Source organism: Acinetobacter sp. YH12045 (genome assembly GCF_013419925.1).
Lineage (GTDB): Bacteria > Pseudomonadota > Gammaproteobacteria > Pseudomonadales > Moraxellaceae > Acinetobacter > Acinetobacter amyesii.
Genome location: NZ_VOZE01000001.1, coordinates 123,691 through 139,564, shown reverse-complemented (window position 1 = coordinate 139,564; position 15,874 = coordinate 123,691). Strand labels below are relative to the sequence as shown.

15 protein-coding genes are annotated in these 15,874 nt (G+C 39.8%); 8 read left to right on the top strand and 7 right to left on the bottom strand.

What is annotated here, in order from left to right:
• Window positions 1-3,888: an ATP-dependent RNA helicase HrpA gene (gene hrpA, locus FTU02_RS00765; protein WP_218956150.1), complete on the bottom strand. Its 3,888-nt coding sequence runs from the start codon at window positions 3,886-3,888 to the stop codon at window positions 1-3.
• 1,335 nt (window positions 3,889-5,223) lie between these two features.
• Between hrpA and ahpC the strand changes: the two genes are divergently transcribed.
• From ahpC to FTU02_RS00750, 3 genes are all read left to right on the top strand, one after another.
• The gene (gene ahpC / locus FTU02_RS00760; RefSeq protein ID WP_078193727.1) at window positions 5,224-5,787 is read left to right on the top strand and encodes an alkyl hydroperoxide reductase subunit C; all 564 of its coding nucleotides are present in this window, start codon (window positions 5,224-5,226) and stop codon (window positions 5,785-5,787) included.
• 291 nt (window positions 5,788-6,078) lie between these two features.
• The gene (locus FTU02_RS00755; protein WP_180119739.1) at window positions 6,079-6,555 is read left to right on the top strand and encodes a hypothetical protein; all 477 of its coding nucleotides are present in this window, start codon (window positions 6,079-6,081) and stop codon (window positions 6,553-6,555) included.
• A 218-nt stretch (window positions 6,556-6,773) separates the two neighbouring features.
• Window positions 6,774-6,980, top strand: a complete 207-nt coding sequence (locus FTU02_RS00750) for a KTSC domain-containing protein (protein ID WP_078189026.1) — start codon at window positions 6,774-6,776, stop codon at window positions 6,978-6,980.
• Window positions 6,981-7,066: 86 nt separating this feature from the next.
• Here the strand turns inward: FTU02_RS00750 and FTU02_RS00745 are convergent, their stop codons facing one another.
• A complete protein-coding gene (locus FTU02_RS00745) occupies window positions 7,067-7,660 on the bottom strand; it encodes an O-methyltransferase (protein WP_180155293.1) in 594 nt (197 codons plus the stop codon).
• Window positions 7,661-7,717: 57 nt separating this feature from the next.
• Window positions 7,718-7,936 carry a DUF1653 domain-containing protein gene (locus FTU02_RS00740; RefSeq protein WP_180155291.1) on the bottom strand — a complete coding sequence of 73 codons (219 nt, stop codon included), beginning with the start codon at window positions 7,934-7,936 and terminating at the stop codon, window positions 7,718-7,720.
• A 283-nt stretch (window positions 7,937-8,219) separates the two neighbouring features.
• Between FTU02_RS00740 and ahpF the strand changes: the two genes are divergently transcribed.
• The 3 genes from ahpF to FTU02_RS00725 all read left to right on the top strand — a co-directional run bounded on the left by ahpF (window position 8,220) and on the right by FTU02_RS00725 (window position 10,726).
• Window positions 8,220-9,785, top strand: coding sequence for an alkyl hydroperoxide reductase subunit F (ahpF, locus tag FTU02_RS00735; protein ID WP_180035992.1), 1,566 nt, complete (start codon window positions 8,220-8,222; stop codon window positions 9,783-9,785).
• Between the two features lie 267 nt (window positions 9,786-10,052).
• A complete protein-coding gene (locus FTU02_RS00730) occupies window positions 10,053-10,295 on the top strand; it encodes a hypothetical protein (protein WP_078192893.1) in 243 nt (80 codons plus the stop codon).
• Window positions 10,296-10,531: 236 nt separating this feature from the next.
• Window positions 10,532-10,726, top strand: coding sequence for a hypothetical protein (locus FTU02_RS00725; RefSeq protein ID WP_111885752.1), 195 nt, complete (start codon window positions 10,532-10,534; stop codon window positions 10,724-10,726).
• A gap of 72 nt (window positions 10,727-10,798) precedes the next feature.
• Here FTU02_RS00725 and FTU02_RS00720 read toward each other — a convergent pair whose 3' ends face one another.
• Both FTU02_RS00720 and FTU02_RS00715 read right to left on the bottom strand, forming a co-directional pair.
• A complete protein-coding gene (locus FTU02_RS00720) occupies window positions 10,799-11,443 on the bottom strand; it encodes a LysE family transporter (protein ID WP_180155289.1) in 645 nt (214 codons plus the stop codon).
• A gap of 145 nt (window positions 11,444-11,588) precedes the next feature.
• Window positions 11,589-12,161, bottom strand: coding sequence for an FxsA family protein (locus FTU02_RS00715; RefSeq protein WP_180155287.1), 573 nt, complete (start codon window positions 12,159-12,161; stop codon window positions 11,589-11,591).
• Window positions 12,162-12,293: 132 nt separating this feature from the next.
• Between FTU02_RS00715 and ruvC the strand changes: the two genes are divergently transcribed.
• Window positions 12,294-12,839 carry a crossover junction endodeoxyribonuclease RuvC gene (ruvC, locus tag FTU02_RS00710; RefSeq protein ID WP_180155285.1) on the top strand — a complete coding sequence of 182 codons (546 nt, stop codon included), beginning with the start codon at window positions 12,294-12,296 and terminating at the stop codon, window positions 12,837-12,839.
• A 69-nt stretch (window positions 12,840-12,908) separates the two neighbouring features.
• Here the strand turns inward: ruvC and FTU02_RS00705 are convergent, their stop codons facing one another.
• Together FTU02_RS00705 and FTU02_RS00700 are read right to left on the bottom strand one after the other, a co-directional pair.
• Window positions 12,909-13,184 (bottom strand): acylphosphatase, encoded by a 276-nt coding sequence (locus FTU02_RS00705; protein WP_168379658.1) that lies wholly within the window; start codon window positions 13,182-13,184, stop codon window positions 12,909-12,911.
• A gap of 1 nt (window position 13,185) precedes the next feature.
• The gene (locus tag FTU02_RS00700) at window positions 13,186-14,673 is read right to left on the bottom strand and encodes an NAD(P)H-hydrate dehydratase (protein ID WP_180155283.1); all 1,488 of its coding nucleotides are present in this window, start codon (window positions 14,671-14,673) and stop codon (window positions 13,186-13,188) included.
• 20 nt (window positions 14,674-14,693) lie between these two features.
• Between FTU02_RS00700 and queG the strand changes: the two genes are divergently transcribed.
• Window positions 14,694-15,788, top strand: a complete 1,095-nt coding sequence (queG, locus tag FTU02_RS00695) for a tRNA epoxyqueuosine(34) reductase QueG (RefSeq protein WP_180155281.1) — start codon at window positions 14,694-14,696, stop codon at window positions 15,786-15,788.
• Window positions 15,789-15,874: the final 86 nt, after the last annotated feature.

The window sequence follows — 15,874 nt, the reverse complement described above, 5'->3', positions numbered from 1 at the left end:
TTAACTGATTCCGAGCTTATCCCATACTTTTTGCAAGCGGGATGGAGAAATTGGCATCTTGGTCTTCATTGGTTGAGAGAAAATAGAGATGCGTAACTCCTCAACCATGAAATACAATTCTTTAAGGCGAGTGTCATTTTTAAACTTAAATAATTTTTCCATCCATGGGTCAACTTGATCAATGGCAGAATTGTCCCTTTGTAGGTTATTTGGCAAGCGGTCTAAACGCAAGACTAATGCCTTCAAATATCTCGGAAATTCGAGCCACACATCGGAAGTTTTGCCATAAACAAAATCTGAAAGTTGCATCAAATCGAGCTGATCTTCAATATCATCGATGTTCTTTCCAAACACAGAATCATCTAAAACCAACAATTTCCGACGTATATCCTGCCATTGAATATAGGTTTCAGTTAAAACGGCTAATGCTTGTTGCCCATGGGTTAAGAAAGATTTCTTTACATTTAAAATCAGGTTTTGGTACTCCTGCACATTGACAGGTAGCTCATTTATTGCAAGCTGAAGTGTGGCATAAACTAACATTTGCTCTAGTTTGGCTTTGTCACCTAGCGGTGAATAAGCCAATGCCAAGGGTTTAGATATCTGTTTTTTCAACTGACGAACTAAGTCACCCAACTGCATATGAACCAAACGAATGATCCCTTCGCGGTGTTGTTTGACTGCTTCAAATTGGTCATTGAAAGTCTGAATCACCACACCAGATTCGTCTTTGGCATCCAACTCTGCAAAGCCTTTGACTGGAACAAGCGCTTGGTATTGTTTCACCACCACACCCGTGACTTTTTGTGATGCTTCGAACACAAAATTATCAGGGAAGGTTTTAAACTCACCTTTTAACTGTTTGACTGGGCTATGAGTTTCCGTACGACAGCGTGCTTTGAGTTCATCTAGATCACGACCTTGCTCAATCACACGGCCTTTTTCATCAATGACTTTGATTAAAGGCAGCAGATATTGCTCAACACGTTCCCAAGAAAAGTCCTTATCTGTGATTTGCTCACCACGCAATTGGTATGCCAAAAAACTAAAAATATGCTCGCGCAAATGCACGGCATCGACACGATCCATTAATTTACGAGCCGTATCTGGTATTGGCACCAAGTGACGGCGTTTATCCTTAGGCAGTGCTTTAAGCAAGGCTTCAATCAGGTCTTGTCGCCAACCGGGTATGCCCCATGACCAAATATTTTCATCCACTTGCGGCAAAGCTTGAACTGGAATTTTGACCGTTGCACCATCTTCATCATGACTTGGGTCAAAACGATAACTTGCAGCCAAACGCAGTTCACCATTTCGTAGGTAGTCTGGAAATTGCTGGGTCGTTGGACGGTCATTCATCCAAAGCGCATCATCATCGATAAATAAATGCCGTGGATTTTTCGGTTCTACAGTTGCACGCCAGTCTTCAAAACTACGACGACTTGCCACCTCTTCAGGCACTTTTGCAGCATAAAATTGGTAGATGGTTTCTTCATCCACCACCAAATCACGACGACGCAGTTTATCTTCAACACGCTCAACTTCTTCGAGTTTTAATAAATTGTGTTTTAAGAACGGCGGCGTAATACCCAAATGTCCCGTCGTCAACGCATCGCGTAGGAAAATTTCATGCGCAGCCGGATGATCTACTTTTTCATAATTAATCTGACGACGTGGCTCAATAATCAAACCAAACAAAGAAATTTGATCATAAGCATTCACCACACCAGCTTTTTTCGACCAATGGGGTTCAAAATAATGATGCTTCAATAAATCGCCTGCAGCCAATAAAATCCATTCAGGTTCAATTTTCGCCAATGTACGAAGATATACCTGAGAGGTTTCCACCATCTCAAAAGCCATGACCCAAGGTGTATTGGTTTTATGCAAAGTTGATGCAGGGAAAATGCGTGCCTTTTGCTGACGCACTGCCATGAACACATTACGTTCATCGGTTTTGTTGGCAATAAATGAAAGTAAACCCGTTAATAACGCACGGTGCAGATTTTCATAATTGGCCTTCTTTTCATTAAAGGACAGTTTTAAGCCCTGAGCCAAATCCACCAATTGCTCATGGGTTTTTTTCCACTCACGAAGACGTAACCAACTGAGGAAATGATTGCGTGCAAAGGTTCGACGCTTATTCTCACTCATGTCACGGTTAGCAACCAAAGCTTCCCATAATTTGATATAGAACAAGAAATCCGAGTCAGCTTCACGGAACAAAGCATGTTTCTGATCGGCCTGCATTTGCTTATCCGCAGGACGTTCACGTGGATCTTGTACCGCTAAAGCAGCGACAATAATCAAGACTTCATTTAATACGCCAAAATGCGCTCCACCCAAAATCATCCGTGCAAGACGTGGGTCAATCGGCATTTTTGCCATTTGCTGACCGATTTTAGTTAAAGCACCCTCATTGTTCTGTTTTTTGTGCTTCGTATTGTTTGCTGTCGTTTCTAATTTCGCTTGATCCGCTTTGGCCGATTTATCTTTTAATGCGCCAAGCTCAATTAACAGTTTACGACCATCATTCACCAAACGATGATCTGGCGGCTCAATAAAATCAAAGTCTTCTAATTCACCAAAGCCCAAACTTTGCATTTGCAAAATAACCGAGGCCAAGTTGGTTCGTTTAATCTCCGGTTCGGTAAATTCAGGACGACTCATAAAGTCTTCTTCTGAATACAGTCGAATACACACACCCGGTGCAATCCGACCACAACGACCTTTACGCTGATTTGCTGCTGCTTGTGATACTGCTTCAATCGGTAAGCGCTGTACACGTGAGCGATAGTTATAACGGGATATCCGTGCAAAGCCACTATCAATTACGTAGCGAATATTCGGTACAGTTAAAGCCGTTTCTGCCACGTTGGTGGCAATAATAATCCGTCGCCCACCACCCGATGGATTAAAGATCTTTTGTTGTTCTGCCAAAGCCAATCGTGCATATAAAGGTAAAACTTCGGTATGTCTTGGCCCAAACTTTTGCAGTGTTTCCTGTAACTCACGTATTTCTTGTTCAGTGCTGGCAAAAATCAAAATGTCGGCATGTTCAGGATGACCTTTTTCCTGCGCATCTTGAAAACATTCTTCTACGGCTGAAACCACAGCACGGGGTAAATTTTCTTCAAAATCGTCAAATTCATCATCATCACTACCGACAATGCTCAGCTCTGAAATCGGACGATAACGGAGTTCTACTGGGAAGCTTCGACCCTCGACTTCAAAAATAGGTGCCTCATTAAAGTAATTCGAGAAGCGATTTACGTCTAAAGTTGCTGAAGTAATAATGACTTTGAGATCTTTACGACGAGGCAAGAGCTGTTTGAGATAGCCCATGATGAAGTCGATATTCAGCGAACGTTCATGCGCTTCATCGATAATAATCGTGTCGTATTTATTTAAGAATCGGTCATTGGCCAGTTCAGCCAATAAAATACCGTCGGTCATTAAACGAACGATGGAATCTTGTGAACCTTGTTCATTGAAACGAACTTTAAAGGAGATCGACTCCCCCAGCTTTTCGCCCACTTCTTCTGCAATACGCTGCGAAACGCTACGGGCAGCCAGTCGACGGGGTTGAGTATGGCCAATCAAACCCGTTAAACCACGACCTGCAAGCATGGCAATTTGAGGCAACTGTGTGGTTTTACCCGAACCCGTTTCACCTGCCACAATAATCACTTGATGCTTTTGAATCGCTTCAATTAGTTTGTCCGCATACTGCGTAACAGGTAAGTCTTGATTTAATTTAATATTGGGAATGCGGGCAATCCGTTCGCGCACTTTCGCATTCGACTTTTCAAACAAATCTTGAAATTTTTCAGGATTGGCTTCTTTGCCTTTTTTCAGCCGACTTAAGCGATGGCGATCACGAACCATGACCAATTGATCGACATTTAACTGACTTGGCACAGATGCATTATCCTAATAATTAAAATAGAACCGAATATTTTACGCTGTATGTAAAAATAGTGAAAGATGAATCTATTTTTTGCGTGCCTGAAACCAATAGATGAAGCCGAACAGAATAAAATGATAAAAAACTAAAATTGCGGCCAATAACCAATAATTGCCACATGCTTCTATACTGTCATGTAATAGCTGATAAAATGGCACTGTATAAGACATACTCAACGGCATAATCAAAAACCTCAATAAAATGAAAGAGATGATCAAAAAATGATGAACAGATTTTGCTAAGCACAAAAAGAATTGAGAATAAAAAGCAAATCAACGCAATAAAAATAAATAAAAGAGGTTCATCCGATGAAAAACCATTCATTTCAGCATAATAATTAATTTGATTCGGGCTAGCACCTTGAATTGAAAGCACATTCTTGATTCATCCAGTACAGAATAATAAACCCACATGCTGACTAGAATAGGCAACTCAAGCTTATCCATTTGGATGCTTTATCCATTAGGTTTCAGTCCCATAGAAAATATAAATGATACTAAAAACAATAAATATACTCTGCCCGATCACCCATGCGAACAACCAACCATTATGACAATAAACAATACTGTCATAGATAATTTTTGAAATTGAAGCAGTTTCTATCATTAAAATGATGATGAATTGAAAAATCGCATATAGCCATAATATAACCACATACCAAGCACGTCTAAATGATAACAACAGTATGAAAAAAAAGAAGATTCCAACGATTCCCATGGTACTCAATAGCGTAGGATCATCTGACGAAGTTCCAAATAGTTCATTAAAATAGGTCGCTTTTTGAGGTTGCAAGTATTCATAGATACATAAATTTGTACCTATATCTTCAACTTTAAGAATACATAGTGATGCAAGTGCAAGACTGAGAATGGCAATGATACGAAAAAATTGACTAAGCACTTGATCAAATCTGGAATCATTTTATGTTCATGCCATCTTATATGAACAAATTCTATAATTTGAAATATTTTTTATAACTTTTTTAGAGATCACCCTTGAAATCTTATGCCACAAGCATCATGTTGGTTACAGACTTTGAAAAGATGATTTTGTCATTTTACTTTCAACTTTATATGGCATTGATATGGCTTATATCGAATGAAATAATGATAAATAATCGTTATTGCTGAAATAGTTCTGGAGTGTACTAATTCGGATTTTCCGATATTAGTTATGTAAAAATACTATTTCAGCAATAAGAAAAATTTCTGTACCCTATTGGAAATCAAAAACAAACCTCAATCATGGAGACAATGATGAGCTTAATTAATACTGAAGTTAAACCGTTTAAAGCACAAGCATTCCAAAATGGTCAATTCATCGAAGTAACTGAAGCTGATCTTAAAGGTAAATGGTCTGTTGTATTCTTCTACCCAGCTGACTTCACTTTCGTTTGCCCAACTGAACTTGGTGACCTTGCTGACAACTATGCAGAATTCCAAAAACTAGGTGTTGAAATCTACTCAGTTTCTACTGACACTCATTTCACTCACAAAGCTTGGCACGATTCTTCAGAAGAAATCAAAAAAATCCAATACGTAATGGTTGGTGATGCGAACTGGACTCTTGCTAAAAACTTTGACGTATTAATCGAAGCTGACGGTCTTGCTGATCGTGGTACTTTCGTTATCGATCCAGAAGGTAAAATCCAAATCGTTGAAATCAACGCTGGTGGTATCGGTCGTGATGCTCAAGAACTTCTTCGTAAAGTTAAAGCAGCTCAATACGTACACGCTCACCCAGGCGAAGTTTGCCCAGCTAAATGGAAAGAAGGCGACGCAACTCTTGCTCCTTCAATCGACCTAGTTGGTAAAATCTAATCTGTATTAGATTGAACTGATTCAAAAACCACGCTTTTAGCGTGGTTTTTTTATGCCTATTATCTGCGAGTATATACCTCTATACACCCTACGCAGTTCACACTTTATTCATACAACTTTAACGTACTAGCACTTTCTACATATCTGTAGATATTCATCAAGTTAGAGCTTACACAAATATAATAAAAATGCGCCGCAAACCCGATTGTCTAGGCTTACATCTTTGCCAGTATTTCAGTATTTTTAACATGAATTTTAGGTCAATTGCTTATTTCAGGAAGATGTAAGCCCATGAAAAAATATTTCGTCTCAATCAGTTTAATTTTATGTTCGTTTACAACTTTTGCTGCCATGAACTGCGAAGGTGAAATTAAAAACCAAAGTATTCGTGAAGATATTAAAGTCAAAAAAAATTGTCAGCTTGAAGGTTTAATTGTTCATGGCAATGTTATTTTAGAAAATGGTGCAAGTGTTGAACTGCATGACAACCACATCAAAGGCAATATTGAATCGAATAAAAATTTTACCAAGATCATTGCCAATCATAACAATATCAGTGGCAATGTCGATTTTACAACTGGGAAAAACATCCAACTCCTCAATAACCAAATTTCAGGCGACCTCAAATTAAAGAAAAATAATGGCAATATTGTGCTAAATAATAATGAAATCGCAGGTAATTTGATTTGTCTTGAAAATGCTTTTTCAATTAATGGTAGCAACAACCAAGTCAAAGGCAATAAATCAGAACAATGCCGTAGTTTTTAACTCTCCTTACACTAATATGGGAGAATGACACTTATGACATTTATTTGAACTGGCATTTTTTTTATCAAATTAGTTGATAAAGAAATAAAAAAAATTTGAGATAAAACATTATTTTTTAACAATTCTGCAATACTCCACGCCCTAAATTTGTCTTAATTTCAAATGAGATAAACCTTTAACTGCAGTATGACTATAACAACGCAATAAGGGGGTGGCTTATGACAACAACTGTTGTAACTTCTTGGAAATACAGTTCTTCTTCACGTTACTTAAAAATATTTTATGCGAATGGTTCTGGGGATCTCTTTTATCCAGTTTCACCTTTTATTTATGATAATTTACTTCGATGTAGTGATAAAACGGCATTTGTCCACAAATATTTAGAATATGATCTACATTTTTCACGCGTAAGCTTACAGGGTTAAACCGCTACGAGCTTGGTGCTATAGCAACAGTATTTTTATTAATTAAAAAATATTTTCAATCAAATCAGGGCTGAATGCCCTGATTTCTAGTTGCGCCAAGTCACCATAAAGAGCCCTGCGCCCACATTTAATATCGTACTGATAAAACGGTCATCCGCTTCAACACGTTGGATAAATTCAGCGACCTCATTGGTATGTGATAGCACATTGTCCACGATTAATACGCCACTTTGAGCTTGTATTAATTCAGCTAAATATGGCCAATACGCGATATACGCATCACGTTCTGCATCCAATAAAATGAAGTCATAACGCTGATTTGACTGCTGTAAAAAATGCAGTGCATCGCCATGATGGAACTGGATATATTCGGATAAAGCTAAATTTTCCGCATGTTGTTTAGCTTGCTCAATACGCGCTGCATCAATTTCAATGGTTTCGACCCGCCCTTGTGTAGACTGCGCAGCATCTGCTAACCACAGCGTGGAATAGCCTGTAGATGTTCCAATTTCCAATATCTGTTTGGCTTGTTTTAAGCGAATTTGCATAGCCAAAAACAGTGCAGACTCAGGCTCAATATTTCGGTAACGCGCAAGTCGGTGATTTTGCGCAGCATCGTGAGCACTAAAGTCTGCATAGAGTTGTTGCATATAGTTTTTAAAATTTGCATCCATGCTCATGATTCTGTCCTTTTGTTATTTCTTTCATATTTATAAATTGAAGTACTAAATATCTACTTAGTGGGTTTCTTGGATCAGCTTAAAACGTGGAATTACTTCACCATCAATTTCAATGGTTTCCATAAACATCTCTAAGGGTCTGACCCACATGGAATAGTCGTCATACAAGCACTGATAGACCACAACTTTTTCACGCGTTTCACTATGTGTTGCAACATGAAAGACTTGATACAACTGACCTTTATAATGCTGATAAATTCCCTGTTTAACCTGCATGCCATTTCCCTAAAAAGTTCTCAATACAATTGCGTTGACTCTAGCATTCTCTCGCTTAAAGCGCGATGAATTCGTTTATTTTTCCACTATTTAACTTGTATTTCTCGATAGTGGCCCAATATTGACTGCATTCACATCGGTATATTCTTATGATTTAGAAAGAAATTTAATCAATTGATTTGTAAAACCGATTAATTTTATAAAAACAAACCGTTTCACCTATTTAATGGTTTGTTCTATCATTCTCTCATCAAATAAATTTACTCCTCTGGAGACGTTAGCAATGTTAGATCAAAATACTTCTGCTCAATTAAAAACCTTACTTGAACGCCTTGAAGGTCCGATTGAAATCGTCGCGACTTTAAACGGCACGGACAAATCAGACAAAATTAAAGAATTGGTAACTGAAGTTGCCGCTTTATCTGATTTAGTGACTGCACGTTTTGACGGTAACAACAGCCGTGCGCCAAGCTTTGGTATTGCAAAAGCAGGTGAAACACCACGTGTATTCTTCGCAGGTTTGCCGATGGGCCACGAATTCACATCTTTGATTTTAGCTTTGCTACAAACTTCAGGTTATGCACCGAAAGTTTCTGACGAAGTACTGAACACTATCAAAGGTCTAGGTCTTAAAACTGACTTTGATGTGTTTGTATCTTTAAGCTGCCATAACTGTCCTGACGTGGTTCAAGCACTTAACTTGATCGCAATTTACAACCCAGGTACAACTGCAACCATGATTGATGGTGCATTCTTCCAAGACGAAGTGGAAGAACGCAAAATCATGGCTGTACCAATGGTATTCCAAGACGGCAACCACATCGGTCAAGGTCGTATGACTTTGGAAGAAATCATTGCTAAATTAGACACCAACTCTGCTGCAAAAGATGCTGAAAAGCTAAATGCCAAAGAAGCATTTGATGTCCTTGTGATTGGTGGTGGCCCTGCAGGTAATACTTCTGCAATCTATGCTGCACGTAAAGGTATCAAAACCGGTATCGTAGCTGAACGCATGGGCGGTCAGGTCATGGATACCATGGACATTGAAAACTTCACGTCGATTCAAAAGACACAAGGTCCTAAGTTTGCTGCTGAAATGGAAGCACATGTACGTGAGTACGGTGTGGACATCATGAACTTGCAACGTGTATCTGACATCAAAGGTGCAGATGAAACAGCCAATGGCTTGGTTGAAGTGACTTTAGAGAATGGTGCAAAACTTGAATCTAAAACAGTGATTCTTTCAACAGGTGCACGCTGGAGAGAAATGAACGTTCCGGGTGAACAAGAATACCGTACTCGTGGTGTTGCATACTGTCCACACTGTGACGGTCCATTGTTTAAAGGTAAACGTGTTGCAGTGATCGGTGGTGGTAACTCAGGTGTCGAAGCGGCGATTGACCTTGCAGGTATTGTGGAACATGTAACGCTAGTTGAGTTTGATACTAAGCTTCGTGCTGACCAAGTCCTTCAAGACAAGTTAAACAGCTTACCGAATACCACTGTGATCATGAATGCATTGTCTACAGAAGTGGTCGGTGATGGTTCACAAGTGACTGCATTGAACTACAAAGACCGTGCAACTGATGAAATCAAAACAATTGAATTGGCTGGTATCTTTGTACAAATCGGTTTGTTACCAAACACTGATTTCTTAAAAGAAACAGCAGTTGAACTTTCAAACCGTGGTGAGATCGTAATTAACGAACGTAACGAAACCAATGTGAAAGGTGTATTTGCCGCAGGTGACTGTACAACAGTACCGTACAAACAAATCATCATTGCGACAGGTGAAGGCGCGAAAGCATCATTATCTGCTTTTGATTACATCATCCGCTCTGGTCAATAATTCAATTTAGACAGAACAGCAAAAGCCAGTTTTCGAACTGGCTTTTTTTTATGACTGAAAATTCATGTCTTGTTTCATTTATAAATTATTAATAAAACAAATATTTAACTCTCTGACGCTTTTCACTTACACAATAATGAGCAAAACAAACCGTTTAAAACTTGTACAGCAGCTTATTTGCACATTAAGATAAAACAATCATCACGGATTGATGGTTGACAATAACAACAAGAATGTTGGTCAAATTGGACTAAATGGAGAATAGCAATGCACTATCAATATCACTGTGCTTGTTGCAATAAAGTGTTAGCTTCAAGCGATAAAGAATGTTCCGAATGTGGCTCGCATAATATCCGTAGCCCATATGGCTTTTGGATATTTTGCATACTCAGTTGTTTGGCTGTTGCCATTCTATTTAAGAGTGTTCAAGTGTATTTGCAACAGCACGATACTGAAGCGACAACCCAACTCAACATCTTTGAAGTACTCAAGCAAGATGGTAAAAATTAAGCTTTTTTTACAACAGCCAAATACAGCCCTATGAACAAGCTGGCAATGTGTAAAATTTTAGCTAAGCTGAATTTAAGCACCGTTATCGGGTCGCGTTAAAGTCATTCAAAGCGAGAAATTAAAATGATGAAAGCCTGAATGATTTCAGGCTTTTTTATGCGCTAGCATCGCCGTGCTCACTTATCTTCACGAGGAAAATTCTTTAAACTATGACAATAGCAATGAGGTTCTAGACGATGGTGCAGTTAATTAAAAAAGGCGGTTTACGTGAACGCGCCAATCGTAGCCGATCATACAAAGGTTCTGAAAATACCGAAACTACCCTCAAGCCGAACCGTTATCGTGATCATGCTGAAACTACCGATGTTGCACAAGATCCATCAAATACAGCACCATCCAAAGACCAAGATCAAACCAATCCAGAGCAATAAAATTGGCACATAAAAAAAGCCAAGTTCTAATACTTGGCTTTCGCTTTGCTGACAGCAATATATTCACTGCCCTTATAGATTGAACATTCTAATTGCGTCGAACCACAGCCAAATTGCAAAAATTAAAAATAACGCCCCTGAGACCAGATCAATATAACTACCTGACCGTTGGTAGAGTGCTTTAATTTTAGGCAAAGACATAATCATCATAAACAAACTAAACACAATAAAGGTCTGAATCGGAATAATGACAGCAAGCTGTGCTTTTAGGTTACTACTGGCTGATGAACTCAACGCCAGTGAGAACACACTACTAAAATAGATCAGTGTTTTCGGATTGGCTAAATTTGTAAATAAACCTAATAAAAAATAATTTTCAGTTTTCTGCTGACTTAAGGCCTGCCCATCTTCTAAATTGGCTGTTTGATTTAAACTTTTAAGCCCACCACTAAACATCGCCCAACCCATTTTCGCCAAGAAAAATCCACCAACAGCCATTAAAACTTGTTGTATCCATGGAAATTGCTCAACCAGAACCGTAAAGCCCAATAAGGTTAAAACGACCCATACCACAATCCCGACAGAGATCCCCGCAATAATTTTTAAGGTATTTGCACGCGTTGTTGATGCAGCACTTTTAGCAATTAATAATACGTCTGGACCTGGACTCAACTGCGCAACAAAATGTAGCGCGCAGATGGTGAATAACAGTGACATGCTAGCTGATTCATTTGAATTAAAACGTGAAGATTATATCGCCTGTTCAATTTTTTTGTTGGCAACACAAGGTTTATTTTTAGGCCGTATCAAAATTTACGCAAAAAAAAGCCGAATACACATTCGGCCTTTCATACTGAGTTAATTATTTTTTATTGACATCTTTCAGTTCAATTTGTTTCGCATCTGGCGTCACTTCACGAGCTTCACCATCAATAACGGATGAACCACGACCTGATTGTTGATTTTGCATATCTTGCATTTGACGCATCATATCTGCAAGTGGGTTCTGACCTTGAGCACCGCCCATGCCTCCCATATCGCCCATCATGCCACCCATCATTTTTTCCATCATGGCTTGCTGACGCTTCATCATGGTTTTCATCATGACCGCTTTCATGGCATTTTGTACAGGTGGAATCAAAATAAGTAATGCCATAATATCTGAGATTAGACCCGGTAACAGCAATAAGAAACCAGCCAAAATTTTTGGTAAATTTCCAGTTAAAGCTGGATCATTACTCATTTGACCTGCTTGCATTTGCTGCATTTGAGGCATCAGACCTGATGAATATTTACGGATAATATTCATCCCTATAAAGAAGGCCGCCACGAACCAGAAAAAGACATACCACATGCTGCCGACGAGGTCGCCCACACCGATCCAGACAAACACTTCCAGGATCAAGCCTGCTAAAATCAGAAGAAATAATTTCATGAAAATTAAACAAATCTCAGTAAATTAATTTAAGGTGTTGCGTTCAACTGCTCAATCACTATCAAGCTTTTTTGACACGCTTATGTAACAATATGGGCATTATTTTATTTTTAAAGGGCAAATAGGGCAAACATGTCATTAATTATCGGTATTGACCCTGGGTCGCGCTTAACTGGTTACGGCATCATCGAAAAGGATGGTTCTAAACTACGTTTTGTCGATGCTGGCACCATTCGTACCGAAACAACAGAAATGCCTGAACGCTTAAAACGTATCTTTACTGGTATTGATCGTATCGTAAAGTTTCACGGGCCTACTGAAGCAGCGGTTGAACAAGTATTTATGGCTCAAAACCCTGACTCGGCCTTAAAATTAGGTCAAGCACGTGGCGCTGCTATTGCTGCTTTAACCAATTTAGATTTACAAGTCGCTGAATATACTGCGCGGCAAATCAAACAATCTGTGGTCGGCTATGGTGCTGCAGATAAAGAACAAGTCCAAATGATGGTTATGCGCATTCTGAACCTAAGCATCAAACCCCAGCAGGATGCAGCCGATGCTTTGGCTGCCGCGATTTGTCATGCGCATGCGTCTGGTAGTATGAGTAAAATGGCTGTACTGAATGCCTTAGGTGGTATGGCTCGTGGCCGAAGCCGTGTAAGCACTCGACGTCGATAAATAATCGTCAAATCATATCGCTCAGTAATTCAGACAGTTTTCAAAGCCCACTCAATCTAGTGATCAAATTTAGCGGATCATTTTAAAACCGCTATAGTCTAATTCATGCATTGGAATTTCTTGCTGATCGATTTTAGTCACGTCTGCTCGTAAAGGCCCCACCAGACTGTGTTTCAGTATTTTATGAATGGCATCTTCAGTTCCAATAATCAGCGCTTCAACTTCGCCCGTCGCTAGATTTTTCACATAGCCATTTAAACCGAGTGCAAGCGCTTGCTGCTCAAACCAACGACGGTAGCCAACACCCTGCACTTTACCTTGAATTCGCAATTTAACCGCATGCATTTTAGTCTTCAACTCCTGAATGATTGACCACATGATAAACCGCTTGGGCCATATCCTGTGCTTGCAAACCACGCATCCCCGACTTCGCTAATACATCACCTGCTAAAGCATGCAGGCTTACGATTTCGTGCAGATGAATTTGCTGATGAAATTGTGCTTTTAAACTTGCAATCATCCCTGCAAGCACATCTCCCATACCGCCTGTACCCATTCCTGCATTACCTGCGGTGCAAATCCAAAGCTGATCTTCAAGTATTAAGCTGCCTGCGCCTTTAAGCACCCATTGACCTTGAAATTTTTCTTTTAAATACTGAATTGCTTGTACACGATCTGCTTCAACTTCAGCAGTAGTAATACCCAGTAATTTCGCAGCTTCACCCGGATGTGGCGTTGCATAGGTTCGTGCATTCAAATTTTTAGGTGCTTCAGCTAGAAACCATAAGGCATCTGCATCCAAAACAATTTCCAAGGTTGACTGCTGAATCAATGGAAACCATGACTGAAACTGCTGTTGTGCCCAATCGTCACGACCAAGCCCCATGCCAAAGCTAATCGCATCGACATGATCGATCAGTTGCTGAATCGCTTCTGTAGTTAATGCATTGATATCGCGTAGCATAATATTCGGTGCGCGCGCCAAAATAGCGGTGTGATGTCGTGCATCACAAACAACCGTAACCTTACCTGCACCTGCATGGAATGCAGCCTCAGCAGCCATAATCACCGCCCCACCCATTTCAACATGGCCACCAACAACCAAAACATGGCCATAACTGCCTTTATGACCAAAAGCTTGACGTGCAGGTAAAGTGATTTTCTGTGGCGACAAATACGCAAGTGGTTCAAGCTCAGCATCAGTCGGTATGCATGCTATCACCGAAACTTCACCTGCATATTCCTTCGCTTGACCTGTAAATAGCCCTGCTTTTAGACCCAATGCCGTAAAGGTATAATCGGCTTGAAATGCGATGGGTAAAGGCTGCCCTGTATTGGCATGTAAACCGCTTGGAATATCAATAGCAACTTTGAGTCCCGTGCATGCATTTAATCGTTGAATAATGGCTTGCCATTCGCTAGAAAGTTCACGATTGAGCCCTATACCAAATAATGCGTCGATATAAACGTCATAGTCATGCTGAAAATCAAAATGTGTATAGATCTTGAGCTTGTGATCTATCGCTTCTTGTACAGCAGGATGTAAATCTTTCGATGCTCCAATTTCAGCGGCGTAAATATCGACTTGAAAGCCTGCTTGCTGTAGGTATTGCGCTGTAAGATATCCATCACCTGCGTTGTTGCCCTGCCCACAACACACTGCAATATTTTTTAAATTTTGCTGCTTTAACCTTGGAATGAGTTGCTGAGCAATCGACCATGCGACCTGCTGCATCAGACCATAACTGCTATTGTGATGAGCAAACCAACGCTGCTCCCAAGCTTGAATACTTTGGCTAAGATAAACAGGGCTATGGTAAACTTGCAGACGCATTGTTTTTCCTTGTTATGATTATGGCCGCTTCAACTCCTGCACAAAAAATTCCTGTCGATCAATATGATCCAGAAACCCTAAAAGCATGGATTAAAGCACAAGCCTTAAATTTAGGTTTTTCTGATTGTGTCATCGCAAAGCCAGATGCTCAAGAGGAACTCCCTCGTTTTAAAGAATATTTAGAACGTGGTTATCACGGCGATATGAAATTCCTAGAGGAAAACCTTGAAAAACGTGCCAATCCTGCACTTTTAGTCCCCGGCACCCGCAGTATCATTTGTGTCCGCATGGATTATTTGGTCGAAACCCCAAAACCACGTTATGTTCCAGATGAACCAAATGCAGCCATCATTGCACGCTATGCACGAGGTCGTGACTACCACAAAGTCATGCGTGGTCGTTTAAAAACCTTGTCGAATATCATCCGTGAAAAAATCGGAGATTTTGAATCTAGACCCTTTGCCGACTCTGCACCAGTGTTTGAAAAATCCTTAGCTGAAAATGCAGGCATGGGCTGGACAGGCAAACACACCTTACTGATTCATAAAAAATCAGGCTCTTTTTTTGTATTAGGTGAGCTGTTTACATCACTCAATTTGCCTTTTGATTCGCCGGCAACCAAACATTGTGGTTCATGCACAGCCTGTATTGATATCTGTCCAACACAGGCCATTGTTGAGCCCTATATGTTAGATGCACGTAAATGTATTGCCTACTTAACCATCGAATACAAAGGCATCATCCCTGAAGAATTACGTCGTGGCATCGGTAACCGTGTGTTTGGTTGTGATGACTGTCAGCTCATCTGTCCATGGAATAGCTTTGCGCATAAAACTCAAATTGAGGACTTTTATCCACGTCATGGTCTCGACCAAGTGAGTTTATTAGATCTTTGGCAATGGGATGAAGCCACCTTTTTAAGCTGTACGGAAGGCAGTCCTATCCGTCGAACAGGTTATCAAAGCTTTATGCGAAATATCGCTATTGGCTTAGGCAACGCACCCTACAGTTTAAATATTGTGCAATCATTAAAAAATTCGCGCGAAAAACATGACGCGATTGTGCAAGTTCATATTGATTGGGCAATTACAGAACAAAACTCAAAAATGCTTTAAGGGTTTTCATTCTATATTTTCCAGATCCTTACAAAGTTTTCATTTAATCTAAAACTTAGTGACGTAATCCAAGAAAATTAATTTTT